Source organism: Streptomyces sp. NPDC031049, from assembly GCF_055571015.1.
This window is the reverse complement of the sequence record NZ_JBVIGC010000003.1, coordinates 372,517-396,729: the sequence shown is the minus strand read 5'-3', so window position 1 is coordinate 396,729 and position 24,213 is coordinate 372,517. Positions and strand designations below refer to the sequence as shown.

General features: G+C 73.2%; 25 protein-coding genes and 1 pseudogene. 17 read left to right on the top strand and 9 right to left on the bottom strand.

Translation table 11 applies throughout. The features are described 5' to 3' along the window. The first annotated feature begins 302 nt into the window (after positions 1–302). Both leuA and ACZ45Q_RS07465 read left to right on the top strand, forming a co-directional pair. The gene (gene leuA / locus ACZ45Q_RS07470) at positions 303–2,024 is read left to right on the top strand and encodes a 2-isopropylmalate synthase (protein ID WP_468256290.1); all 1,722 of its coding nucleotides are present in this window, start codon (positions 303–305) and stop codon (positions 2,022–2,024) included. A 185-nt stretch (positions 2,025–2,209) separates the two neighbouring features. Next, positions 2,210–2,905, top strand: coding sequence for a tellurite resistance TerB family protein (locus ACZ45Q_RS07465; RefSeq protein ID WP_468256287.1), 696 nt, complete (start codon positions 2,210–2,212; stop codon positions 2,903–2,905). A 43-nt stretch (positions 2,906–2,948) separates the two neighbouring features. Here ACZ45Q_RS07465 and ACZ45Q_RS07460 read toward each other — a convergent pair whose 3' ends face one another. Together ACZ45Q_RS07460 and ACZ45Q_RS07455 are read right to left on the bottom strand one after the other, a co-directional pair. Then, positions 2,949–3,560 carry a DJ-1/PfpI family protein gene (locus tag ACZ45Q_RS07460; protein WP_468256284.1) on the bottom strand — a complete coding sequence of 204 codons (612 nt, stop codon included), beginning with the start codon at positions 3,558–3,560 and terminating at the stop codon, positions 2,949–2,951. A 2-nt stretch (positions 3,561–3,562) separates the two neighbouring features. Beyond that, positions 3,563–4,216: an HD domain-containing protein gene (locus tag ACZ45Q_RS07455; protein WP_468256282.1), complete on the bottom strand. Its 654-nt coding sequence runs from the start codon at positions 4,214–4,216 to the stop codon at positions 3,563–3,565. A gap of 53 nt (positions 4,217–4,269) precedes the next feature. Here ACZ45Q_RS07455 and ACZ45Q_RS07450 point away from each other — a divergent pair. Continuing rightward, positions 4,270–5,166: pseudogene (locus ACZ45Q_RS07450) on the top strand (GlxA family transcriptional regulator); the annotation flags it as partial. 47 nt (positions 5,167–5,213) lie between these two features. Here the strand turns inward: ACZ45Q_RS07450 and ACZ45Q_RS07445 are convergent. Beyond that, a complete protein-coding gene (locus ACZ45Q_RS07445) occupies positions 5,214–5,441 on the bottom strand; it encodes a DUF397 domain-containing protein (protein ID WP_468256279.1) in 228 nt (75 codons plus the stop codon). Beyond that, a complete protein-coding gene (locus ACZ45Q_RS07440) occupies positions 5,423–6,256 on the bottom strand; it encodes a helix-turn-helix domain-containing protein (RefSeq protein ID WP_468256495.1) in 834 nt (277 codons plus the stop codon). The genes ACZ45Q_RS07445 and ACZ45Q_RS07440 overlap by 19 nt, the downstream gene beginning before the upstream one ends. 115 nt (positions 6,257–6,371) lie before the next feature. Between ACZ45Q_RS07440 and ACZ45Q_RS07435 the strand changes: the two genes are divergently transcribed. Genes ACZ45Q_RS07435 through ACZ45Q_RS07415 form a run of 5 tightly spaced genes read left to right on the top strand, consistent with a single transcriptional unit; the run spans position 6,372 to position 9,013 of the window. After that, positions 6,372–6,593, top strand: a complete 222-nt coding sequence (locus tag ACZ45Q_RS07435; protein WP_468256276.1) for a hypothetical protein — start codon at positions 6,372–6,374, stop codon at positions 6,591–6,593. After that, positions 6,590–6,805, top strand: a complete 216-nt coding sequence (locus ACZ45Q_RS07430; protein WP_468256273.1) for a hypothetical protein — start codon at positions 6,590–6,592, stop codon at positions 6,803–6,805. The genes ACZ45Q_RS07435 and ACZ45Q_RS07430 overlap by 4 nt, the downstream gene beginning before the upstream one ends. A gap of 21 nt (positions 6,806–6,826) precedes the next feature. Beyond that, on the top strand, positions 6,827–7,576 hold the full coding sequence (gene recO / locus ACZ45Q_RS07425) for a DNA repair protein RecO (RefSeq protein ID WP_468256270.1): 750 nt from the start codon (positions 6,827–6,829) through the stop codon (positions 7,574–7,576). 40 nt (positions 7,577–7,616) lie between these two features. After that, positions 7,617–8,450, top strand: a complete 834-nt coding sequence (locus ACZ45Q_RS07420; RefSeq protein ID WP_468256267.1) for an isoprenyl transferase — start codon at positions 7,617–7,619, stop codon at positions 8,448–8,450. A gap of 35 nt (positions 8,451–8,485) precedes the next feature. Continuing rightward, positions 8,486–9,013, top strand: coding sequence for a YcxB family protein (locus ACZ45Q_RS07415; protein WP_468256265.1), 528 nt, complete (start codon positions 8,486–8,488; stop codon positions 9,011–9,013). Positions 9,014–9,050: 37 nt separating this feature from the next. On the opposite strand, the gene ACZ45Q_RS07410 is transcribed toward ACZ45Q_RS07415, so the two are convergent. Genes ACZ45Q_RS07410 through ACZ45Q_RS07395 form a run of 4 tightly spaced genes read right to left on the bottom strand, consistent with a single transcriptional unit; the run spans position 9,051 to position 12,250 of the window. Then, entirely contained in the window at positions 9,051–9,467 is a 417-nt protein-coding gene (locus ACZ45Q_RS07410) for a Fur family transcriptional regulator (RefSeq protein WP_468256262.1), read from the bottom strand. A 59-nt stretch (positions 9,468–9,526) separates the two neighbouring features. Further along, the gene (locus tag ACZ45Q_RS07405) at positions 9,527–10,429 is read right to left on the bottom strand and encodes a metal ABC transporter permease (protein WP_468256259.1); all 903 of its coding nucleotides are present in this window, start codon (positions 10,427–10,429) and stop codon (positions 9,527–9,529) included. 13 nt (positions 10,430–10,442) lie between these two features. Continuing rightward, positions 10,443–11,210, bottom strand: a complete 768-nt coding sequence (locus tag ACZ45Q_RS07400) for a metal ABC transporter ATP-binding protein (protein WP_468256493.1) — start codon at positions 11,208–11,210, stop codon at positions 10,443–10,445. 20 nt (positions 11,211–11,230) lie between these two features. Further along, complete coding sequence (locus tag ACZ45Q_RS07395) at positions 11,231–12,250, bottom strand: metal ABC transporter solute-binding protein, Zn/Mn family (RefSeq protein ID WP_468256257.1); 1,020 nt, start codon at positions 12,248–12,250, stop codon at positions 11,231–11,233. 160 nt (positions 12,251–12,410) lie between these two features. Between ACZ45Q_RS07395 and ACZ45Q_RS07390 the strand changes: the two genes are divergently transcribed. From ACZ45Q_RS07390 to ACZ45Q_RS07380, 3 genes are all read left to right on the top strand, one after another. After that, positions 12,411–13,793 carry a glycine--tRNA ligase gene (locus tag ACZ45Q_RS07390; protein WP_468256254.1) on the top strand — a complete coding sequence of 461 codons (1,383 nt, stop codon included), beginning with the start codon at positions 12,411–12,413 and terminating at the stop codon, positions 13,791–13,793. A 184-nt stretch (positions 13,794–13,977) separates the two neighbouring features. Then, a complete protein-coding gene (locus ACZ45Q_RS07385) occupies positions 13,978–14,991 on the top strand; it encodes an aldo/keto reductase (RefSeq protein WP_468256251.1) in 1,014 nt (337 codons plus the stop codon). Positions 14,992–15,015: 24 nt separating this feature from the next. Continuing rightward, positions 15,016–15,603, top strand: a complete 588-nt coding sequence (locus ACZ45Q_RS07380; protein WP_468256248.1) for a TetR/AcrR family transcriptional regulator — start codon at positions 15,016–15,018, stop codon at positions 15,601–15,603. Between the two features lie 16 nt (positions 15,604–15,619). On the opposite strand, the gene ACZ45Q_RS07375 is transcribed toward ACZ45Q_RS07380, so the two are convergent. After that, the gene (locus tag ACZ45Q_RS07375) at positions 15,620–16,051 is read right to left on the bottom strand and encodes a teichoic acid biosynthesis protein C (protein WP_468256245.1); all 432 of its coding nucleotides are present in this window, start codon (positions 16,049–16,051) and stop codon (positions 15,620–15,622) included. 56 nt (positions 16,052–16,107) lie between these two features. Between ACZ45Q_RS07375 and ACZ45Q_RS07370 the strand changes: the two genes are divergently transcribed. The 6 genes from ACZ45Q_RS07370 (at position 16,108) to ACZ45Q_RS07345 (ending at position 24,193) form a co-directional block, all read left to right on the top strand. After that, positions 16,108–16,260, top strand: coding sequence for a hypothetical protein (locus ACZ45Q_RS07370; RefSeq protein WP_468256242.1), 153 nt, complete (start codon positions 16,108–16,110; stop codon positions 16,258–16,260). Between the two features lie 88 nt (positions 16,261–16,348). Further along, the gene (locus tag ACZ45Q_RS07365) at positions 16,349–16,603 is read left to right on the top strand and encodes a hypothetical protein (RefSeq protein WP_468256239.1); all 255 of its coding nucleotides are present in this window, start codon (positions 16,349–16,351) and stop codon (positions 16,601–16,603) included. Between the two features lie 178 nt (positions 16,604–16,781). Beyond that, on the top strand, positions 16,782–17,447 hold the full coding sequence (locus ACZ45Q_RS07360) for a hypothetical protein (protein ID WP_468256236.1): 666 nt from the start codon (positions 16,782–16,784) through the stop codon (positions 17,445–17,447). A 9-nt stretch (positions 17,448–17,456) separates the two neighbouring features. Then, positions 17,457–21,803, top strand: coding sequence for an HAD-IC family P-type ATPase (locus tag ACZ45Q_RS07355; protein ID WP_468256233.1), 4,347 nt, complete (start codon positions 17,457–17,459; stop codon positions 21,801–21,803). A 409-nt stretch (positions 21,804–22,212) separates the two neighbouring features. After that, complete coding sequence (locus ACZ45Q_RS07350) at positions 22,213–22,323, top strand: keywimysin-related RiPP (protein WP_311688311.1); 111 nt, start codon at positions 22,213–22,215, stop codon at positions 22,321–22,323. A 25-nt stretch (positions 22,324–22,348) separates the two neighbouring features. Beyond that, positions 22,349–24,193 carry a lasso peptide isopeptide bond-forming cyclase gene (locus tag ACZ45Q_RS07345; RefSeq protein ID WP_468256230.1) on the top strand — a complete coding sequence of 615 codons (1,845 nt, stop codon included), beginning with the start codon at positions 22,349–22,351 and terminating at the stop codon, positions 24,191–24,193. Positions 24,194–24,213 lie beyond the last annotated feature (20 nt).

Here is a 24,213-nt window from a genome sequence, read left to right as displayed (position 1 = left end):
CCCCCGCCACCATGATCGGTGAAATGCCGTTCCGGTGGGGGCTGCTGAGCGGCGGGAAGTGGTATGCGGCACTCTTTGTCCCGGTTTTCTCTCCGGTCCCGCATACTGATACGGACCCGCGCATCCGGCGTGGCTCGGCTAGGCTGCGGAGCACCATGCGTTTCGGGCTGCTTCTCCTTAGCTGCCGCGGCGAGGGCCTGTAGTCGAGGCCGACCCCCTCCCCGCGGAGCTCGGCGTTGCCGTCGGCCGTCCATCCGGATACCCGCGGTGATCCGCGGACACCCAGAGGAGCCCACGCCACCATGGCGAACCGCCAGCAGCCCAGTCCCATGCCGATCAGCAAGTACCGCGGCTACGAGCAGGTCGACCTCCCCGACCGCACCTGGCCCGACCAGCGGATCACCAAGGCCCCCCGCTGGCTCTCCACCGACCTGCGCGACGGCAACCAGGCCCTGATCGACCCGATGTCGCCCGCCCGCAAGCGCGCGATGTTCGACCTGCTGGTCGCGATGGGCTACAAGGAGATCGAGATCGGTTTCCCGGCCTCCGGCCAGACCGACTACGACTTCGTACGCTCCATCATCGAAGAGCCCGGCGCCATCCCGGACGACGTGACGATCTCCGTGCTGACCCAGGCCCGCGAGGACCTCATCGAGCGCACGGTGGAGTCCCTGAAGGGCGCCAAGCGCGCCACCGTCCACCTGTACAACGCCACCGCGCCGGTCTTCCGCCGGGTCGTCTTCCGCGGCTCCAGGGACGACATCAAGCAGATCGCCGTCGACGGCACCCGGCTGGTCATGGAGTACGCCGAGAAGCTGCTGGGCGACGAGACCGAGTTCGGCTACCAGTACTCGCCGGAGATCTTCACCGACACCGAGCTGGACTTCGCCCTGGAGGTCTGCGAGGCGGTGATGGACGTCTACCAGCCCGGCCCGGGCCGCGAGATCATCCTCAACCTGCCCGCCACCGTGGAGCGTTCCACGCCGTCCACGCACGCCGACCGCTTCGAGTGGATGGGCCGCCACCTCTCCCGCCGCGAGCACGTCTGCCTGTCCGTCCACCCGCACAACGACCGCGGCACGGCCGTCGCCGCCGCCGAGCTGGCGCTGATGGCCGGCGCCGACCGCGTCGAGGGCTGCCTGTTCGGACAGGGCGAGCGCACCGGCAACGTCGACCTGGTCACGCTGGGCATGAACCTGTTCTCGCAGGGCGTCGACCCGCAGATCGACTTCTCCCGCATCGACGAGATCCGTCGCACATGGGAGTACTGCAACCAGATGGAGGTCCACCCGCGCCACCCGTACGTGGGCGACCTGGTCTACACGTCCTTCTCCGGCTCCCACCAGGACGCCATCAAGAAGGGCTTCGACGCCATGGAGGCCGATGCCAGGGCCAAGGGCGTCACCGTCGACGACATCGAGTGGGCGGTGCCCTACCTGCCGATCGACCCCAAGGACGTCGGCCGGTCCTACGAGGCCGTCATCCGTGTCAACTCGCAGTCCGGCAAGGGCGGTGTCGCCTACGTCCTGAAGAACGACCACAAGCTGGAACTGCCCCGCCGGATGCAGATCGAGTTCTCGAAGATCATCCAGGCCAAGACGGACGCCGACGGCGGCGAGATCACGCCGCAGGACATCTGGGCCGTCTTCCAGGACGAGTACCTGCCCAACCCCGACAACCCCTGGGGCCGCATCCAGGTCAGGAACGGCCAGTCCACGACCGACCGGGACGGCGTGGACACCCTCACCGTGGAGGCCGAGGTCGACGGCGTGGAGACCACGCTGGTCGGCACCGGCAACGGACCGATCTCGGCCTTCTTCCACGCGCTCCAGGGCATCGGCGTCGACGCCCGGCTGCTGGACTACCAGGAGCACACCATGAGCGAGGGCGCCTCCGCGCAGGCCGCCTCGTACATCGAGTGCGCCATCGGCGACAAGGTGCTGTGGGGGATCGGAATCGACGCGAACACCACGCGCGCATCGCTGAAGGCGGTCGTCTCCGCCGTCAACCGCGCGGCTCGCTGACCAGCCGAATCGGTGGTTTCGGGCCCCGCTCGCCGCGGACCGGCGGGCGGGGCTCCCGTCGTATACCGGCCAGATGCCCGTGCAGGTCACGGAAAGGTCTCGTACGGGGTACTGACTCCGCGTCGGCGATGTGGCTAACATCACGCCAGCGCGGCGATGCTGCCGTGCGGTTACGGAGGTGCGACGTGCTGCCTGGACGGGGACGAAACGGCCGAGCTGCCCTGCTGCCGCGCATCGCGGGCACGCGCACCGCATGGACACCGGTCGGCGACGGCGAGTTCTTCTGCCCCGGCTGCGGGGGCGACCGCAACTACCAGCGGCTGGCCGGACGCCGCCGCTTCACGGTGCTCGGGCTGCCCGTGCTGCCGCGCGGCGAGACCTGCGCGGTGATCGAATGCGCCGCCTGCCGCCGCCACTTCGGCACCGACGTCCTCGACCACCCGACCACCACCCGCTTCTCCGCGATGCTCCGCGACGCCGTCCACACCGTCGCCCTCGCCGTCCTCGCCGCCGGCGGCACCACCTCCCGCACGGCCCTGGAGACGGCGGTCTCGGCGGTCCGCGCGGCCGGCTTCGACGACTGCACCGAGGAGCAGCTCGACACCCTCGTCGAGGCGCTGGCCGCGGACACCGGCCGGTTCCACGGCGAACCCTGCGTGCCCGGCCTCGCCATAGAGCTGCACGAGGCACTCGACCCGCTGGCCCCGCACCTCGCCCCCGCCGGACGCGAATCGATCCTGCTCCAGGCCGCCCGCATCGCCCTCGCCGACGGCCCCTACACCCCCGCCGAGCGGGACACCCTGGCCACCGTGGGCGCCGCCCTGACGATCTGCTCCACCGACGTCACCCGCCTGATGGCGGCGGCCCGCACCCCCTCCTGACACCCCCCCGCCACTCGCGGTCGGCCCTCTGCGCCCGGTGCGGTCACGGCCGGGGCGGGGGCTCGTCCGCCAGGTACGGCGGCGCCGGGTCGTACTGGAGGGCGCGGCGTACGGCGCGGGCGTGCTCGCGTCCGTGCAGACGGCCGACCAGCCACAGGGTGCTGTCGATGCCGGCGGAGACGCCCTGGCTGGTGAGCAGGTTGCCGTCGACGACATAGCGGGCGTCCCGTACGACGGTGACGTCCCCGCGCCGTTCCAGCGCGTCCTCGTAGTCCCGGTGCGTGGCCACCCGGCGGGCGCGGGCCGGGCCGGCGGCATGCAGCAGGAAGGCCCCGGTGCAGACCCCGGCGACCCAGTCGGCGCGGGCCGCCGTGCCGGCGAGCCAGCCGGTGACCCGCTCGTTGTGCGGCTCGACCTCCCGGGCGCCGCTGCCGCCCGGTACGAGGACGACGTCCAGCGGCGGATGGTCGTCGAGAGTGCGGTCCGGCAGCACCCGCATGCCCTGGGAGCACCTAACGGGCCCGGAGCGCTCGGCGAGGAGCAGGACGTCGTCCACGCCGCCGCGGAGACCGGAGGAGGTGGTGAACACCTCCCAGGGGCCGGCGAAGTCGAGTTCCTGTGCGGTGTCGAACAGCAGGATTCCGTAGGTGGTCATGGTCAGTTGCCCCAGCGGGCGCCGTCGGCCATGGTCTCCATCCGGGTCCTGTGCGGGGGCGTGGACCTCTCCCGCAGCAGTTCGGCGGCGATGGAGAAGGGCGGCGCCTTCTCCGGGCGGCGCCGCGCCTGGGCGACGATCTCGTCGGTCAGGGTGGTGGCCATCGACAGCCGCGGGTACCGGGCGTGGATGGCGGCCCCGGTGGCGTCGTCGACGCAGTCGGTGCCGAAACCGAAGTCCATGCCGGTCCCTTGGTGCACCAGGGCGCACAGCGTGCCGCGGCGCTCGGCGACGCCCGGCGTCGTGTGCAGGGCGATGGCCTCCCACACCGCGTCGACGTCGGGCCCGGGCACGCCCTGCGCGGTGAGGAACTCCGCGGCCGTGTCGGCGCCGTCCACCTCGAACCGCTGGTGGCGGTCGCCCGCCTCGGTCAGGCCGACGTCGTGCAGGACGCACGCGAGGAACAGCAGTTCCGGGTCGTAGTCGCGCCCCGCCTTCGCGCCCTCGTGGTCGGCGCGGAGGCGGGCGAACAGGGCTGCGCGGACGCTGTGGTTGGCGGTCGCGGCGGACTCCGTCTCCCGCACCAGGGCCAGCGCCCGGCGGGCGACGGGAGTGTCGGGCAGCGGCGGGACGCCGGTGGTCATCACGTCGTTCATGGCTTCGATGATCGGCCGGGGCGAACACCCGGGACAGTGGCAGACTTGCCTGTATGCGCGAGGAAGCTGCCACCACGCCCGTGGCTCCGCACCGCGTGGCGGTCCTGACCCTGGACGGTGTCCTCCCCCTGGACCTGGGCATCCCGGCCCAGGTCTTCACCGGCGCTCCCGGCTTCCCCTACGAGCTGACCCTGTGCGGGCGGACCAGGCGGCCGGTCGAGACCGCCGCGGGGTTCGCCGTGACGGTGGCGGCCGGACTGGACGCGGTGGCCGGGGCGGACACCGTGGTGGTCCCCGGCTACACGCCGCACGCGCGGGAGGTGCCGGCGGACGTGCTCGCCGCCCTCGCCGAGGCCCACGCCCGGGGCCGGCGGCTGGTGTCCATCTGCACCGGGGCGTTCGCCCTGGCGGCGGCCGGCATCCTGGACGGCCGCACGGCCACCACCCACTGGAGGTACGCCGACGAACTGGCCGCCCGGTACCCGAGGGTGTCGGTGGACCCCAGGGTGCTCTACGTGGACGAGGGGCAGGTGCTGACCTCGGCGGGCGTCGCGGCGGGCATCGACCTCTGCCTGCACCTGGTGCGCCGTGACCTCGGGGCGCGGACGGCGAACCAGGTCGCCCGCGCCCTCGTGTCCGCTCCGCACCGCGACGGCGGGCAGGCGCAGTACATCAGCCGCCCGCTGGCCCCGGAGCCGGACGGCACCACCCTCGCGGCCACCCGGGCGTGGGCCCTGTCCCGGCTGGCGGAACCGCTGACGGTGCCGAGGCTCGCCGCGCACGCGCACCTGGCGCCGCGGACCTTCGCCCGGCGGTTCGTCGCCGAGACCGGCACGACGCCCCTGCGGTGGCTGCTCTCCGCCCGGCTCGACCGCGCCCGGGAACTGCTGGAGAGCACCGGGCTCCCCGTCGACCAGGTGGCCGACCGGTGCGGGCTCGGCAGCCCCTCGAACCTACGGCTGCACTTCCGGCGCACGCTGGGGACGACCCCGACCGCCTACCGGGCGGCGTTCGCCCGCACCCACGAGCCGCGGCCGGCGGCGTCCACGAACTCCGTCCAGGCCGCGCCCCCGACGACGACCACGGGCCCGCCGGCCACCTTGCTGTCCCGGACGGGAACGACGCCGGGGACTCCGTCGGCGACCTCGACGCAGGCCTCGCCTCCGTTGCCGCCGCTGTAGCTGCTCCTGCGCCAGCGGGCGTTCGTCAGGTCGTAGTCGCGCATCGTCTGAGGTCCTCCGCCGCCGATTCGATCAGGGCCAGGGACGCCTCCGGCGACAACGCGGCAGCCCTGATCAGATCGTAGGACGCCCGGGCCCGCTTCACTACAGCCGGTCCGTCCAGCAGGCTTCCCGAAAGCACCCCTTCTGTATAGACGGTCGGCGGGGCGTCCTCGAACTCCATGAGCCACATCATCTTGCCCATGTCAGGGTGTGCTCCCGCCGCGAAGGGCAGCACCTGCAACACCATCCTGCGCTGCCGTGCCAGCCGTGCGATGTGGTCCAGCTGATGCGCCATGACCGCGGGTCCGCCGACCGGGACGCGCAGGACCGTCTCGTGGAGGACCGCCCAGTACACGGGCCGTGTGGCGTCCTCGAGAAGCCGGGTCCGGTCCATGCGGCCCTTCAGCAGCTCCTGGATGTGCTCATCGGCGGCGAGCGGCTTGTTGGCGAGGAACACCGCCTGTGCGTAGTCCCGCGTCTGGAGAATCCCCGGAACCACCGAGGGAGCGAACTCGCAGATCTCCGTCGCCAACCGCTCCAGCTCCGCCGCATGCGCGAAGTACTCCGTGTACGGCTGCTCCTTGATGAGTTTCCGCCAAAGCCGCTCGAAAATACCGTCGGTTTGCAGTGTCTCGTCAATCCGCTGGGCCACGTCCAACTGCGGCTTGCGAATAGCCTGTTCGAACTGGCCGATGTAACCGCCGGACACGAACACCCGCGCCCCCAGCTCGACCTGCGTGATCCCCGCGTCCTCGCGGCGCCGCTTCAGTTCCGCGCCGAAAAACTCCCAGGCCGCCTGCCGTGAACCGTTGGCCAAGGCCAACCCCCATTCGCTGAGCCCCACTTGTAGTGCACGGACTCCTGCCGAGTGTAGGCAAAGAAGGGCACTGTGGAGGTAAGAAGAGTGAAACTCGAAAAGGAAGGGAAGCGCGGTGGAAGCACAGCACAAGGAGCAGCACTCGGCGTTCTGCGTCGAGGAAGCGGAGGAAACCGTGAAGGAATTGCGGGCGGCGCTCGCCAAGGCCGGAATTACCCTGCCGTCACTCGGTCTCGACCCGGTGAGTCTTGCGCGGGAGGCCCCCTGCCCGCTCGTGGAATTGGGGCGCTGCTCCCCCGAGACCGCCCGGCGGCTCGCCGCGGCGGTGGCGCGGTGAGGCCGGCCGTGGGCGCGTTCGTCGTCGACACCCGCTCCGGACGCGTCGGCATCGTGATGGGACACGAGGGGCCGTACGTGCAGCTGCGGCCCTACGGGGGAGGGCGGGAGTGGGACGCCGAACCGCAGGCCGTCCGGGAGGCGACCCCGGCCGAGCGGCTGCGCGCGGCCACCGCCTACGCCAACGCGCGAAGCCGCGGTGAGGTGCCTTGAACGTAGGCGACAATGGGTGCCATGAGTCTGTTCCGCGACGACGGCATCGTGCTGCGCACCCAGAAGCTGGGTGAGGCGGACCGGATCATCACCCTGCTCACGCGCGGTCACGGACGCGTACGCGCCGTGGCGAGGGGCGTGCGGCGGACCAAGTCGAAGTTCGGGGCGCGGCTGGAGCCGTTCTCCCACGTCGACGTGCAGTTCTTCGCCAAGGGCAGTGAGCTGGTGGGACGCGGGCTGCCGCTGTGCACGCAGAGCGAAACGATCGCTCCGTACGGCGGCGGCATCGTGACCGACTACGCCCGGTACACCGCCGGGACGGCCATGCTGGAGACGGCCGAGCGGTTCACCGACCACGAGGGGGAGCCGGCGGTGCAGCAGTACCTGCTGCTCGTCGGCGCGCTGCGGACCCTCGCCCGGGGCGAGCACGCCCCGGGGCTGGTCCTCGACGCGTTCCTGCTGCGCTCCCTCGCCGTCAACGGCTACGCCCCGACGTTCGGGGACTGCGCGAAGTGCGGGATGCCCGGCCCCAACCGGTTCTTCTCGGTCGCCTCCGGCGGTTCCGTCTGCCTCGACTGCCGGGTGCCCGGCAGCGTCGTACCCTCGCCCGAGGCCCTGGAGCTGCTCGGCGCGCTGCTCGCGGGAGACTGGGAGACGGCGGATGCCTGCGAGCCGCGGTACGTCCGGGAGGGCAGCGGGCTGGTGTCCGCGTACCTGCACTGGCACCTGGAGCGCGGGCTGCGCTCCCTCAGGTACGTCGAGAAGACCTAGACAAGCCACACAGCAACCGGCACGAGGAGACGAGAGACACATGGCCGTACGCGGGATCCTGGGGCGCCAGCGCCGGGAGTACAGGACGCCGGAGCCGCACCCGTCCGGCGCGCGGCCCCCGAAGCTCCCCGGCGAGCTGGTCCCGGACCACGTGGCGATCGTCATGGACGGCAACGGACGCTGGGCCAAGGAGCGCGGGCTGCCGCGCACCGAGGGGCACAAGGTCGGCGCCGAGCGGGTGCTGGACGTGCTCCAGGGCGCCATCGAGATGGGTGTGGGCAACATCTCGCTGTACGCCTTCTCCACCGAGAACTGGAAGCGCTCCCCGGAGGAGGTGCGCTTCCTGATGAACTTCAACCGGGACTTCATCCGCAAGAGCCGCGACCAGCTCGACGAGCTGGGCGTCCGGGTGCGCTGGGTGGGCCGGATGCCCAAGCTGTGGAAGTCGGTCGCCAAGGAACTCCAGATCGCCCAGGAGCAGACCCGGGACAACGACCGGCTGACGCTGTACTTCTGCATGAACTACGGCGGGCGGGCCGAGATCGCCGACGCCGCGCAGGCCCTCGCCGAGGACGTGCGGGCCGGGCGGCTCGACCCCTCGAAGGTGAACGAGAAGACCTTCGCCCGGTACCTCTACTACCCCGACATGCCGGACGTGGACCTGTTCCTGCGGCCCAGCGGCGAACAGCGCACCTCCAACTACCTGCTCTGGCAGAGCGCGTACGCCGAGATGGTCTTCCAGGACGTCCTGTGGCCGGACTTCGACCGGCGCGACCTGTGGCGCGCCTGCCTGGAGTTCGCCTCCCGCGACCGTCGCTTCGGCGGCGCCATCCCGAACGAGGAACTGCTCGCCATGGAGGGCAGGCAGGCGTAGGCCCGGGGCCGGGACGGGAAGCTAGGGTTCCGCCCATGGATCACCAGGGGCGGGACATCATCGAGCACACGGACGCCGACGTGGTGGAGCTGGTCTTCCGGCCGACCCACGCCGACATCCTCACCGGCATCCGCACCCGCGACCGGGTGCGGAGGCCGGCGGTGCTGCGCGGGGCGCTGGTGGCCCTGTTCGCCGTGGCCGTCGTGGTGGGCGCGGTCAAGGGCGCGGCGTGGCTCCCGCTGGTGCTGTACACCGTGTGCGGCGTCGTGATCTGGTGCACGCCGCACTTCCAGGCGAACCATGTGCTGCGCACCGTCGCCTGGCAGGGCGATTACCGCGCCACGGTCACCACCGCCGGGGTCACCGTGGAGACCGAGCACACCGTGCTCACCCAGCGGTGGTCCGTCTTCCGTGGCCACCGGGAGACCCGCGACCACCTGGTCCTGCTCAGCCGGGACCCGAGCATCCTGGTCGTCGAGGTGCTGCCGAAGCGCGGCCTGCGCGCGGAGGGCGATCTGACCCGGCTGCGCGACCTGCTGGCCGCGCATCTGCCCCGGGTCTGAGCCCGGCTCGCGGGGCGCCGTCCCACGAGCGGGCGGGCTAGTCGCCGGTCGCCGCGCACTCCGCGCAGGTGCCGAAGATCTCGACCGTGTGCTGCACGTTCACGTAGCCGTGCTCCGCGGCGACGGCCTCCGCCCACTTCTCCACCGCCGGGCCCTCGACCTCGACGGCCTTGCCGCACGAGCGGCAGACCAGGTGGTGGTGGTGGTCGCCGGTGGAGCAGCGCCGGTAGACGGACTCGCCGTCGGCGGTGCGCAGGACGTCGACCTCGCCGGCGTCGGCGAGGGACTGCAGGGTGCGGTACACCGTGGTGAGGCCGACCGAGTCGCCCTTGTGCTTGAGCATGTCGTGGAGCTCCTGCGCGCTGCGGAACTCCTCGACCTCCTGCAGGGCCGCCGCCACGGCGGCGCGCTGCCGGGTGGCCCGGCCCTTCACGGGCGGTCCAGCGGTGGTCACCGGTTGCCTCCTCACGTCTGCTCCTGCCGGGCCATTGTGCCAGCCCGGTCCGGCAGCGGTCAGACGCCGGCTCCGCCGCCGGAGCCCCGGCTGGCCGGAATCGCACACTCCGCCGGGTCCGGCTCGGGCCGTACCGCTGCCGCCGCCCGCGCGCGTCGCCGGGCCAGCGGGGCCGCCAGCGCGGTCAGCGCGATGAACGCGACGATGGTGAGCAGCACGATCGTCGCGCCGGGCGGAACGTCCTGGTAGTACGAGGTCACGGTGCCGCCGATGGTCACGCTCACGCCGATCGCGACGGCGATGGCGAACGTGGCGGCGAAGCTCCGGCTGAGCTGCTGCGCGGCGGCCACCGGGACCACCATCAGCGCCGAGACCAGCAGCAGGCCGACCACCCGCATCGCGACGGTCACCGTGACCGCCGCCGTGACGGCCGTCAGCAGGTTCAGGGCGCGCACCGGCAGGCCCGTCACCCGCGCGAACTCCTCGTCCTGGCTGACCGCGAACAGCTGCCGGCGCAGGCCGAGCGTGACCAGGACCACGAACGCGGCCAGGAGGCAGATCGCGGTGACGTCCGACTCCGAGACGGTCGACAGCGAGCCGAAGAGGTAGGAGTTGAGGTTGGACGTGGAGCCGCCGGGGGCGAGGTTGATGAACATCACGCCGCCGGCCATGCCGCCGTAGAAGAGCATGGCGAGGGCGATGTCGCCGCGGGTGCGGCCGTACCAGCGGATCAGCTCCATGAGGACCGCGCCGAGGACGGAGACCAGCGTCGCCATCCACACCGGGGACCAGGAGAACAGGAAGCCGAGGCCGACACCGGTCATCGCGACGTGCCCGATGCCGTCGCCCATCAGGGCCTGGCGGCGCTGTACGAGGTAGATGCCGACGGCGGGGGCGGTGATGCCGACCAGGACGGCCGCCAGCAGGGCCCGCTGCATGAAGGCGTAGTTCAGGAGTTCCATCGGATCGCTCGGTTCAGCTCAGCAGGCCCGTACGGACCGGTTCGGTGCCCGCGGGGGCGTGCGGGTGGACGTGGTCGTGGCCGGGCAGGGCGTGCTGGCCGACCGCCTTCGGGGGCGGGCCGTCGTGCACCACGCAGCCGTCGCGCAGGACGACGGCCCGGTCGATCAGCGGCTCCAGCGGGCCCAGCTCGTGCAGGACCAGCAGGACGGTGGTGCCCGCCGCGACCTGGGTGCGCAGGGTCTCGGCGAGGACCTCCTGGCTGGCCAGGTCGACGCCGGCCATCGGCTCGTCCATGATCAGCAGCTCGGGCTCGGGGGCGAGCGCCCGGGCGATCAGGACCCGCTGGTGCTGGCCGCCGGAGAGGGCGTCGACCGAGTCCTTGGCGCGGTCGGTCATGCCGACCAGGTCCAGGGCCCGGCGGACGGCTTCGCGGTCGGCCTTGCGGAGCACGCCGAAGCGGGCCCGGGAGAGCCGGCCGGAGGAGACGACCTCGGTGACCGTCGCGGGCACGCCGCCGGCGGCCGTGGTGCGCTGGGGCACGTAGCCGATCCGCGCCCAGTCCCGGAACCGGCGCCGGTCCGTGCCGAACAGCTCGATCCGCCCGGCGCTGAGCGGCACCTGGCCGATGACGCTGCGCACGGCGGTCGACTTGCCGGAGCCGTTCGCGCCGAGCAGCGCGACGACCTCGCCGCGGCGCACGGTGAGGTCGATGCCGCGCAGCACCGGGCGCGAGCCCAGCTCGGCGCGGACGCCGTGCAGGGATATGGCCGGTTCGGTCATGCCGTCCTCCGAGGAGCGGGTCACTTGGCGCCCAGGGCCTTCTTCAGGGCCGCGAGGTTGGCTTCCATGACCTGGATGTAGTCGTCGCCGCGGGACTTGTCGGTGATGCCCTCGACCGGGTCGAGGACGTCCGTCTTCAGACCGGCGTCCTTGGCGAGGGTCTTGGCGGTCTTGTCGCTGACCAGTGTCTCGTAGAAGACGGTGGTGACGCCGTCCTCCTTCGCCATGGTCTGCAGCTGCCTGACGCGGGCGCCGCTCGGCTCGGACTCGGGGTCGAGGCCGCTGATGGCCTCCTCGGTCAGGCCGTAGCGCTCGGCGAGGTAGCCGAAGGCGGCGTGCGTGGTGATGAAGACCTTGGTGTCGGTGTTCTTCAGCCCGTCGGCGAACTCGGTGTTCAGGGCGTCGAGCTTGCCGACCAGCGCCTCGGTGTTCTTCCGGTAGTCGGCGGCGTGGTCGGGGTCGGCCTTCTCGAAGGCCTTGCCGACGCCCTCGGCGACCTCGGCGTACTTGACCGGGTCGAGCCAGATGTGGGGGTCCTCGCCGCCCTCGCCGTGGTCGTGGCCGTGCTCGTCCTCGGCGGCGTGCTCCTCCTCGTGCCCGTGCTCGTCGGCGTGCCCGTGCTCGTCCGCGTGGCCGCCGGCCTCGGTGCCGTGCGTCTCCAGGGAGGTCAGCGTGGTGGCGTCGATCTTCGTCTTGATCCCGGACTGGGTGATCGCCTCGTCGACGGTGGGCTGGAGGCCCTTGAGGTAGAGGGCCGCGTCGGACTCCTGGAGCTGCGCGGTCTGCTTGGCGCTGATCTCCAGGTCGTGCGGCTCCTGACCGGGCTGGGTCAGGTTGGTGACGGCGACGTGCTCGCCGCCGATCTGCTCGGCGAGGAACGCCATGGGATAGAAGGACGCGACGACGTCGAACTTGTCCGTGCTGCCGCCCGCGCCGCCGGCCGCCGTGCTGTCGCCGCCGCAGGCGGTCAGGGTCGTGAGGCCGAGCGCGGTGGCCGCTGCGACCGCTATGCCGGATATGGTCCGTCGTCGTACGTTCATGACAGTCATTTTCAACGAATCTGGAAACCGTTGTCAACAAGCGCCCGAATCGGCCCGAGGCGGGCCCCGATTTGATTGAGGGGGAGTCCGCGCCGGTAACCTGAAGCATTCGCTGGAAGCATCTCGCTTCGTCGCCCGTCGTCGTAATGAAGAGAGCACCGTGGCCGCCGACAAGATCGACACCATCGTCAGCCTGAGCAAGCGCCGTGGCTTCGTATTCCCGTGCAGTGAGATCTACGGCGGCCAGCGGGCCGCCTGGGACTACGGTCCGCTGGGTGTCGAGCTCAAGGAGAACCTCAAGCGCCAGTGGTGGCGCTACATGGTGACGTCGCGCGAGGACGTCGTCGGTATCGACTCGTCCGTGATCCTGGCCTCCGAGGTCTGGGTGGCCTCCGGCCACGTCGCCACCTTCACGGACCCGCTCACCGAGTGCACCTCCTGCCACAAGCGGTTCCGCGCGGACCACCTGGAGGAGGCGTACGAGGAGAAGAAGGGTCGCGCCCCGGAGAACGGCCTGGCGGACATCAACTGCCCGAACTGCGGCAACAAGGGCCAGTTCACCGAGCCCAAGCAGTTCTCGGGCCTGCTCTCCACCCACCTCGGCCCGACCCAGGACAGCGGCTCCGTCGCCTACCTGCGGCCCGAGACCGCGCAGGGCATCTTCACCAACTTCTCCCAGGTGCAGAGCACTTCGCGCCGCAAGCCGCCGTTCGGCATCGCCCAGATGGGCAAGTCGTTCCGCAACGAGATCACGCCGGGCAACTTCATCTTCCGCACCCGCGAGTTCGAGCAGATGGAGATGGAGTTCTTCGTCAAGCCGGGCGAGGACGAGAAGTGGCACGAGTACTGGATGGAGCAGCGCTGGAACTGGTACACGGGCCTCGGCCTGCGTGAGGAGAACATGCGCTGGTACGAGCACCCGGCGGAGAAGCTCTCCCATTACTCCAAGCGCACCGCCGACATCGAGTACCGCTTCCAGTTCGGCGGCAGCGAGTGGGGCGAGCTGGAGGGTGTCGCCAACCGCACCGACTACGACCTCTCCTCGCACGCCAAGGCCTCCGGCCAGGACCTCTCCTACTTCGACCAGGAGGCCGGGGAGCGCTGGACGCCGTACGTCATCGAGCCGGCGGCCGGTGTCGGCCGCGCGATGCTGGCGTTCCTGCTCGACGCCTACGTCGAGGACGAGGCGCCGAACGCCAAGGGCAAGATGGAGAAGCGCACCGTGCTGCGGCTGGACCACCGCCTGGCGCCGGTGAAGGTCGCGGTGCTGCCGCTGTCCCGTAACCCCGAGCTGTCGCCGAAGGCCAAGGGCCTCGCGCAGACGCTGCGGCAGAACTGGAACATCGAGTTCGACGACGCCGGCGCCATCGGCCGCCGCTACCGCCGCCAGGACGAGATCGGCACGCCGTACTGCGTCACCGTCGACTTCGACACGCTGGACGACAACGCGGTGACGGTGCGCGAGCGGGACTCGATGAAGCAGGAGCGGGTGTCGCTCGACCAGATCGAGGGCTACCTGGCCTCGCGGCTGATCGGCTGCTGAGGCCGGCTCCCGGGGCTCCGCCCGCCGGACACCGAAACGCCCGTCCCTCACCCGACCGAGTCGGGGAGGGGCGGGCGTTTCGTTTGCCCGCGTGCGGGGGCGAGTGGCGACCGGACTGCGGCCGACTGACAAGTGACTGATGACAGATATTGAAATCTGTCATTCGTCATGTCATGGTGGTGGCATGACGAACACGACGATGCACACCCGCACCCTCGGAACCACCGGCCCCCGGGTCTCCGCCCTCGGCCTCGGCTGCATGGGCATGTCCGCGCTGTACGGCGAGGCGGACCGGGGCGAGTCGATCGCCACCGTGCACGCCGCCCTGGAGGCCGGCGTCACCCTGCTGGACACCGGCGACTTCTACGCCATGGGCCACAACGAGCTGCTCGTCGGCGAGGCCCTGCGCACCGCCCCCGCCGCCCGGCGCGAACAGGCCCTGGTCAGCGTCAAGTTCGGCGCCCTGCGCGACCCGGCGGGCGGCTGGTCGGGATACGACGGCCGCCCGGCCGCGGTGAAGAACTTCGCCGCGTACTCGCTCCAGCGCCTCGGCGTCGACCACATCGACGTCTACCGGATCGCCCGCCTCGACCCCGACGTGCCGATCGAGGAGACGGTCGGCGCCATCGCCGAGCTGGTCGAGCAGGGGTACGTGCGGTACATCGGGCTGAGCGAGGTCGGCGCCGCCACCATCCGCCGGGCCGCCGCCACCGCCCCGATCGCCGATCTCCAGATCGAGTACTCCCTCATCTCCCGCGGCATCGAGGACGAGATCCTCCCCGCCACCCGTGAGCTGGGCATCGGCATCACCGCGTACGGCGTACTGTCCCGCGGTCTGATCTCCGGGCACTTCACCGCCGACCGGCGGCTCGGCGCGGACGACTTCCGCGCCCACTCCCCGCGCTTCCAGGGCGCGAACCTGCGGCACAACCTGGACCTGGTCGAGGCGCTGCGGAAGATCGCCGACGCCAAGGGCGTGACCGTGGCCCAGATCGCCATCGCGTGGGTGCTCGGACGCGGGGACGACATCGTCCCGCTGGTCGGCGCCCGGCGCCGGGACCGGCTCACCGAGGCCCTCGGCGCGCTCGACGTGACCCTGGACGGAGCCGACCTCGCCGCCATCGAGGAGGCCGTGCCGGCGGGCGCCGCCGCCGGGGAGCGCTACCCGGCCGCGCAGCTGGCCCACGTCGAGCGCTGACCGGCGCCGGGTACGGTCTAGGGCATGGCACCGACCTCCGAGACCCTGACCGCCGAGCGCATCCTCGAAGCGACCGAGGAGGTCCTGCGCCGCCACGGCCCCGCCAAGGCCACCGTGGTGGACGTGGCCCGCGCGCTCGGCGTCAGCCACGGCAGCGTCTACCGGCACTTCCGGACCAAGGCCGCGCTGCGGGAGGCGGTCACCAAACGGTGGCTGGACCGTACCTCCGAGGCGCTGTCCGGGATCGTCGCCGCGGAACGCGACCCGGAGGCCCGGCTGCGCGACTGGCTGGCGACGCTCTTCGAGGCCAAGCGGCGCAAGGCCGGCGACGATCCCGAGCTGTTCGCCACCTACACCGTGCTGACCGACGAGAACGGCACGGTGGTCGGCGAGCACCTCGCCGACCTCACCGGCCAGCTGACCCGGATCGTCCGCGCCGGCGTGGCCGACGGCACGTTCGCCGCCGCCGACCCCGAGGCCGTGGCCCGCGCGGTCTTCCAGGCCACGGGCCGCTTCCACGACCCCTGCTACGCGCGCGAGTGGCGCCTGCCCGGCGTGGAGGAGGAGTTCGCGGCCGTGGTGGACCTGGTGGTACGGGGGCTGCGGGCCTGAGCGGGGCGGCCCGGGGTCAGATCAGCGCCTCCTTGTAGTAGACGCTGGCGCGCTTGCGGGAGTCCGTGTCGGACGTGACCGAGGCGAACCCCGAGCAGAGCCGGACGGCCGGCGGGTTGGCCGGGTCCGGCACCTGGACGGCCATGCCCTCCGGCTCGCGGTACGGCAGGCTGTACCCGGCCCGGGTCAGCTTCTGCTCCACCACCGCACCCGTGTTCCAGTCGACGCAGGTGAGGAAGGTGTTGCCGTCCGGGCCGACCGAGCCGTCCTTGCCGTACTGGGGGCCGGCCAGCAGGTAGAGGTAGGCGCCGTAGGTGGCGAAACCCTGGAAGGCGTCCGGGTAGCCCGGCTGGAGAACCTCGGGCTGCGCGACCTCGGCCAGGACGGTCCGGCCGCCCGACCGGAAGTCGGCCAGGTCGTACAGGCGGTACCGGAAGGCGCCGCCCACCCGGCAGCGGCGGCCATCGCGGAACCTTCGGCACCCGCAACTCCCGGGGGGACATCGTGCACGCCTTCACGACCGGCTTCGGCATCGGCGCGGGCGGCGGAATGAACTTCGGGTCCGGGATCACCGGCGTCACCAGGATCGCGGACGTCCCGAAGGCCGTCGCCGGTCTGGCGGGGACCGTCGCCGACAAGGTGACGTTCTGGGACTGAGGCCCCGCCGGCCGCGCGGGCGCCGGGCCGGAACACGGCCGGCGCCCTCGTGTATCGACACTCGGCCGCACCACGGGGAACGGACACCATGAACCCCACGCTCGAACTCGTCACCCTGGCCCAGGGCCCCGCGGACCAGCTGCCGCACATGGTGTGGGGTGCGGTGATCGGAGCCCTGGGGCTGCTGGTGGCGTCCGACTACCGGAACATCGGCCTGCGGCTGTACGACTTCACCACGAGCCTGACCCCGGCGGTGCGGACCCGCGCTTCGGGCCCGGCCTGTTCCGGGCCATCTGGGGAGTCGCCGGGGCCGCCGGAACCGGCGTCTTCCTGTTCAACCTGAGCGAGATGCTCGGCGGCTGAGCCTTCGCGCAGATCGCCGGGATGACCGTCCGAAGTGCGGGAACCCGGGTCATGACGGAAGGTGATGTTCTCAATCGGGTTCGTCGGGAGCGCGCGGCCGAGCGGTGTGCGCGCGAGGCGCCGGGCCCATCGGGCGAGAACGGGCGTGGAGGACAGTCATGGCTGAGCAGGAGTCGGCGCGGACGCTTCCGCAGCCGCTGAACGCCGCCGTGTCGGCGCTGCAGCACGTGCCGGGGGCCGGCATGGTCGGCAGGGCGGCGGGCGGAGCGCTGGACCGGATCGGTGCCGTGTCACCGCGCGGGCGGCGGCTGGCGGTGTACACGGGAGCCGGAGCACTGGGCGTCGCGGGGCTCGTGGAGTGGCCCGTCGCGCTCACCGTTTCGGCCGTGGCGTGGCTGACGCAGCCGCGCCCGAAGGAGACGACGGAGGCGCGGACCGTGCGCGCGGCGGGGGACGCGGACGGGGCGGGCACGAAGGCCGCCTCGAAGGACAGTGCCGGGGGTACGACGGCGACGAAGAGCGCCTCCGGGTCCGGGAGCACGGGCCGGAGCACCGCCGCACGGACCAAGAGCACGTCCGGCGGCAAGAGCGCCGCGAAGAGCGCGAGCAAGACGGCGAGCAAGACGGCGAGCAAGACGGCGAGCAAGACCGCGAGCAAGGCCACCACGAAGAGCGCGTCGCGGGCCAAGAGCACGACCGGGCCGAAGAGCTCCACCGGCACCAAGGCCTCCGCCAAGGCCAAGCCGAAGGGCTCCTCGGGCTCCCGGAGCGGGACCGCGCGCAAGACGACGGCATCCGGATCGCGCAGCAGGAAGGCGGGCTGAGACACAGCGATGGGCGTGGGACTCCTGACACGGTCCTCGGGCGCGGTCGCCGGCGTCGTCCTGGCCGGGCCCCGGCTGCTGGCCCGCGGCACGGCACCCGCGGTCGGCGCCGCCGCCGGCGCGGTGGCGGGCACGGCACGGGCCGGCGTACGCGGCGCGGACTTCGCGGCGCGGGCGGCCAGAGCCGCCCGCGCCGCGCTGCCGGGCGGCGACCGCCAGTGGCGGGCCGGGGCCCGCACCCATCTCGCGCTGCGCCCCGCCGCCGCGGACCGGGTGCGCCGGGCGGGCGGGGTCGGGCGAGTGGCCCGGCGGGTGGCGACGGCACTCGCCGAGCACCCGGACGTCGCCTTCGCCTACTGGGACGACGGACTCGCCCGGCTGGTGATCGCCGCCACCGAGGACGCGGTCACCGACCGGGTCGTGGACCGCGCGGACGAACTCGCCGCACAGCACGGGCTGCGGCGCGCCGACGACCTGGTCGAGGAGCCGGCTCACCCCGGCGATCCCTCCGCCGTCCGCGTCGCCGCGACCGTGCTAGGCGCCGACGTCCTGGGCATCGCCGCCGCGCTGACCGGCTCCGCGCTGCGCGTGCCGGCCTCCCCGCGGCTGGTCACCGCCGTGTCCACGCTGCTGCGCGAGAACCCCACCTTCCGCGCCTGGCTGCGCGAACGCCTCGGCCCCGACCGGATGGACGTGGCCCTGGCCGCCGCCAACGCGGCCGTGCACGGCGCCGGCCAGTCCCCGACCTCGCTGGTGCTCGACGGGGCACTGCGCGTCTGCCAGTTGGCGGAGGCGGTGTCCCGGTCGGCCGCGTTCGAGGTCGTCCACGACCGGCTGTGCGCACCGGACCGCGACAGCCTGCCCGCCGCCCCCTCGCTGCGCCCGCCGCTGCGGTCCTCCCCGGCCCAGGAGTACGCCGCCCACGCCTCCACCGGCAGCGTCGCCGGCGCCGCGGCCACCCTGCTGGTCAAACACGATCTCAGCGAAGCGGCCGAGGCGGTCCTCGCCGGCTCGCCCAAGGCCGCCCGGTACGGGCCCGCCGCCTTCCACGCCGTACTGAGCGCGGCCCTGTCCCGCACCGGTGTGCTGGTGCGCGATCCGGAGCGGCTGCGGCAGCTGGAGACCGCCCGCACGGTCGTGCTGCACCCCACCGCGCTGCGGCGCCCCGGCGAGGGCGCCGACCCCTGGACCGAGGAGGTCCTCGACGCCGCGCGCCGGGCCGGGCTGCGCGTGGTCATGGTGCACGACCCGGCCCTGGTCGACTTCACCGGCCTCGCCGACCAGGTGGTCAGCGACCGGCGGCCGTTGCGCGAGGTGGTGGACGGCCTGCGCGAGGAGGGCGGTGTCATCACCGTCGTACGGCCCCGGCCGGACGACGACGGCGCACTCCTCGACGGGCTGCTCGGCGGGGACGTGGCCGTGGCGCTCGCGGACGCCGACGCCCCGGTTGCCTGGGGCGCGGACGTGCTCGCCCCGCACGGGCTGCCCGACGTGTGGCGGCTGCTGCGGTCGGTGCCCGCGGCGCGCGGGGTCGGCCGGCGCTCCCAGGTGCTGGCCCGCTCCGGCGCCGCGCTGTCGGGACTGCTGGTGGCCGTCGGCGAGGCACGGCAGGGCAAGGGCCGCGGCCGGGGCCCCTCGTCGCTGCTCGGCATGCGGCACGCCCCCGTCGACGCGGGCGCCGCCGCGGCCCTGGTCTCCGGCACCCGCGCCGCGCTCGGCGTCGCCGTGGCCCGCGCCCCGCACCCCCGGCCCCGGGTCGCCTGGCACGCCCTGGACCCGGACGGCGTACGCGAGCGGCTGGAACGGGAGAAGGAGCCGGAGCCGTCCGCGACCGAACAGCTCACGGCACGGCTGCGCGCCGCCGCCGACCGGGCCGGCCGGGTGCCCGCGCTCGCCCCCGTGAAGTGGACCTGGCAGCTGGGCCGGGCCGTGCGCGGCGAACTGGACGACCCGCTCACCCCCGTGCTGGCGGTCGGCTCGGCGGCCGAGGCGATCCTCGGCTCCGTCATGGACGCGCTGCTCGTCGTCGGCGCCCTCGACCTGAACGCGCTCGTCGGCGGCTTCCAGCGGCTGCGCGCCGAACGCGCGCTGGCGGGGCTGCTGGCGCAGCAGAAGCAGAAGGCCCGGGTCGCCGAGGAGGAGACGCACGACGCCTCCGCCGAGGCCCGCGTCGTGGACGCCGCCAAGCTGCACCCCGGCGACATCATCGACCTCAAGGCGGACGACGTCGTGCCCGCCGACGCCCGGCTGCTGTGGGAGGACGGCCTGGAGGTCGACGAGTCGGCACTGACCGGCGAGTCCCTGCCGGTGGACAAGTCCGTCGACCCCGCGCCGCGGGCCCCGGTCGCCGAGCGGTACTGCATGGTCTACGAGGGCACGACCGTGGTCGCCGGACGCGCCCAGGCCGTCGTCGTCGACATCGGCGACCACACCGAGGCCGCCCGCGCCGTCTCGCTCGCCGCCCGCACCCCCGCCGCCGCCGGCGTGCAGGCCAGGCTCCAGGAGCTGACCCGCAAGGCCCTGCCGCTGACCCTGGCCGGCGGTGCCGCGGTGACCGGTCTGTCGCTGCTGCGCGGCACCCCCATCCGGCAGGCCGTCAGCGGCGGCGTGTCCGTGGCGGTGGCCGCCGTGCCCGAGGGACTGCCGCTGGTGGCGACGGTGGCCCAGCTGGCGGCGGCCCGCCGGCTCAGCCGCCGGGGGATGCTGGTGCGCACCCCGCGCACGCTGGAGGCGCTGGGGCGGATGGACACCATCTGCTTCGACAAGACCGGCACCCTCACCGAGAACAAGCTGCGGCTGGTGAAGGTCTCCACCGCCGACGGCACGGTCCACCGCCTCGGTGAGCCGCAGGCCGCGGAGACGGTGCGGATCGCGGCCCGCGCCTGCCCCCGGCTCAACGGCGACGGCGGCGGCCGGCCCACGCACGCCACCGACGAGGCCGTCCTGTCCGCCGCCGGGGACGACCCGGAGTGGACGCAGGACGAGGGCCTGCCCTTCGAGACGTCCCGCGGCTACGCCGCCGCGGTCGGCCGGGAGGCGGGCGGCGCCCCCGTCCTGGTGGTCAAGGGCGCCCCGGAGACGGTGCTGCCCGCCTGCGCCGGACTGCCGGACGACGCCTCGGAGGCCGCGCACGCCCTGGCCCGCGCCGGGCTGCGCATCATCGCCGTGGCGCAGCGGCCGCTGACCGACGACGAGGAACCGGAGCGGGTGCTGGAACAGCCGCCCGCCAAGCTGGAGTTCACCGGCCTGGTCGCGCTGGCCGACGTGGCCCGCGAGACGTCCCCGGCGCTGGTGCGCGGGCTGCGCGAGGCGGGCGTACGACCCGTGGTGCTGACGGGCGACCATCCGCAGACCGCCCGCGCCATCGCCGCCGACCTGGGCTGGCCCGAGGACGCGGTCGTGGTCACCGGCGACGAACTGGCCGCCGCCGACCGGACGGAGCGGTCGCGGATGCTGCGCGACGCCGACGTGGTGGCCCGGGTGGCGCCGGAGCAGAAGCTCCAGGTCGTGGAGTCGCTGCGGGACGCCGGCCGGGTCGTCGGCATGGTCGGCGACGGCGCCAACGACGCCGCCGCGATCCGCGCCGCCGACATCGGCGTCGGCATCAACGCCCGCGGCTCGGCCGCCGCGCGCAACGCCGCCGACCTCGTCGTCACCGGAGACGACCTGCTGGTGCTGACCGAGGCGGTGCGCGAGGGACGGGCGCTGTGGCACAGCGTCGCCGACGCCATCGCCATCCTCATCGGCGGCAACGCCGGCGAGGTCGGCTTCGGCATCCTCGGCACCGTCCTCGGCGGATCGGCGCCGCTGTCCACCCGGCAGATGCTGCTGGTGAACCTGTTCACCGACCTGTTCCCGGCGATGGCGGTGGCGGTGACCTCGGTGGAGGAGACCGAGGAGGACGGGACGGACGCCACCGACGCTCCGCTCGGCACGGCCGTCCTCGGCGAGCCGCTGATCCGGCAGATCCGGCACCGGGCCCTGACGACCTGCCTGGGGGCCACGGTGGCCTGGCTGTTCGGCCGGTTCACACCCGGCACGGCACGCCGCTCCACGACGATGGCGCTGTGCGCGGTGGTCGGCACCCAGCTGGCCCAGACCCTCGCCGACCGCCGCGGCAGCCGCCTGGTCCAGGTCACCTCGCTGGGCTCGGCCGCCGCCCTGGTCGCGCTGGTGCAGACGCCGGTCGCCAGCAACCTGTTCGGCTGCACCCCGCTGGGCCCGCTGGCCTGGGCGGGCGTGGCCCTGGCGATCGCGCTGGCGCTGGCGGGCCAGCGGGCCGTGCCGCACGTCGAGGAGGCGGTGACGAAGTGGTGGCCGAAGCTGGCGGAACGGCTGCCGGAGCTGGCGCGGTGATACCGCCGTCGGCCCCGGCCGCGGAAAGAGGTGTGCGAGGACGGGAGCCGAGTGCGCCCCGGCGGCTCTCTCCGATACCGCTGTCGCCACGCGGCGGCGGTGTCCGCAGACGTCGCCGGGTTGGCAGGTCCGAACGTTTCTCCTCCAGGGACGCACGTCGGCCTCGGTGGGGCGCGCCGATCGGCGGCACCACGAGCGGCGAGGCGGGCGCCTGCCCGTCCGGGTAATTCGCCTACTGTCATATTTTCCGTTGTGGCCTTGTCGTGCCGTCCGCCGTGCACCTAGCTAGGTGCTGCGACCGCTTCCTCCCCGAGGCTCCCGATGGGCCCTGGGCGGCCCCGCGGTGTGCCGGACACCCTGTGCACCGCCGGCCAGGGAAGCGGACGTGGACCCTGGCAGAGGAGACGTCATGAAGAAGGCCTACGAAGCGCCGACGCTCGTCCGGCTCGGATCGTTCCGGAAGAAGACCGGGCTGCTCCAGCGCTCCGGCAACGACCGGCTCATCCTGAGCAAGAACTGACGACCGACGGTCCTGACCCGACGTCATGACTGAACTGCACGAAAGTGCGGGGACGGGCCCCGGCGACGCGCACTTCGCGGTCTTCACCGACCGCGCGGACGCGGCCGCCGTGGCCCGCTCCTTCGCCCACCCCCGAGCACGCGTCCTCACGCACCCGTCGGGCCGGCCGTGGCTGGTGGGGCGGTGGGACGACCAGGAGATCGTGACGGCGCACGCCGGGCGCACCGCCCTGGCCGTCGTCGGCTGCTGCCCGGTCGACGCCGCCGAACTGAAGGCCCGGGCAGGACGGCTGCGCGACCCGGCGGAGCTGGACGCCCTGGCCCGCTCCCTGCCCGGCAGCTTCCACCTCGTGGCCGCCCTGGACGGGCAGCTCAGGGTCCAGGGCACCGCGTCCGGGCTCCGGCTGGTCTTCCACGCCCTCGTGGACGGCCTGCGGGTGGCCGCCACCCGTGCCGACGTACTCGCCGACGCGCTCGGCGCCGCGCCGGACGAACAGCGGCTGGCGGCGCGGCTGCTGTGGCCGGTCCCCTACCCGCTGTCCGAGACGTCCCTGTGGCGCGAGGTCACCGCCGTCCCCCCGCAGGACGCGCTGATCGTCACCGCGGACGGGCGGACCGCACGCCACTCACGGTGGTGGGCCCCGCCGGAGCCCGTCCGCACGCTCGCCGACGGCGCCCCCCTGGTCCGCGCGGCCCTCGCCGCGGCCGTCGACGCCCGCACGCGCGAAGGCGGCGTGGTCAGCTGCGACCTGTCCGGCGGCCTGGACTCCACGTCCGTCTGCTTCCTCGCCGACCGCTCTCCCGCCCGTGTGGTGGCCAGTACCTGGCCGGGGCGCGATCCGGCCGACACCGACCTGCACTGGGCCGAGCAGGCGGCGAAGCACCTGCCGGACGTCGAGCACGTGGTGTGGGACGCCGACGCCTCGCCCCTGGTCTACGACGACCTGCTCGCCATCGACGACCTGCTGGACGAGCCCACCATCGGCGTCATGGACCGCTCCCGGGTCCTGCACCACCTGCCCGGCATGGCACGGCGGGGCAGCCGGCTGCACCTGACCGGCATCGGCGGCGACCACGTGGCCTGGTGCTCCGAGGCCTACTACCACCGGCTGGCGCGCACCCGGCCGCTGTTCGCGCTGCGGCAGCTGCGCGGCTTCCGGGCCCTGTGGCAGTGGCCGCTCGGGGGCACGGTCCGCGCCCTGGCCGACTCCCGCCCCTACGGGCGGTGGCTCGCCGACGCGGCGGACCACCTGCGCGACCCGGCCCCCGCCACGGTCACCACCAGCCTCGGCTGGGGCACGCCCCCACGCCTCTTCGACTGGGTCACCCCCGACGCCGCCCGGCTGGCCCGGCGGGCGCTGCGCGAGGCCGCCGACCGGGCGGCCCCGCTCCACGCGGACCGCGGCCTGCACGCCGACCTGGAGCAGATCCGCTCCTGCACCCGCATCATCCGCCAGTGGGACCGGATGGCCGCCCGCGCCGGCGTGCCGATGGCCTCGCCGTTCCTCGACGACCGCGTCATCGAGGCCTGTCTCGCCGTACGGCCGAGCGAGCGGGTGACGCCCTGGCGGTACAAACCCCTCCTCACCGCCGCCATGAGCGGCATCGTGCCCGAGGCGTGCCTGCGGCGCACCACCAAGGCCGCCGCCTCCATGGACGCCGCCGACGGACTGCGCCGGCACCGCGCCGACCTGCACGCCCTGTGGGAGAACTCCCGCCTGGAACAACTCGGCCTGGTCGACGGGGACGCACTGCGCCGCCTCGCCCAGCGGCCCGCCACCCCCGGGCTGCGCGACGCCATCCTCTACTCCACCATCGCCACCGAGGTCTGGCTGCGCGGCCTCTCCCGCACCCGCACCCGCACCCGCTAGACCCGCACCGGAGAAAGGCA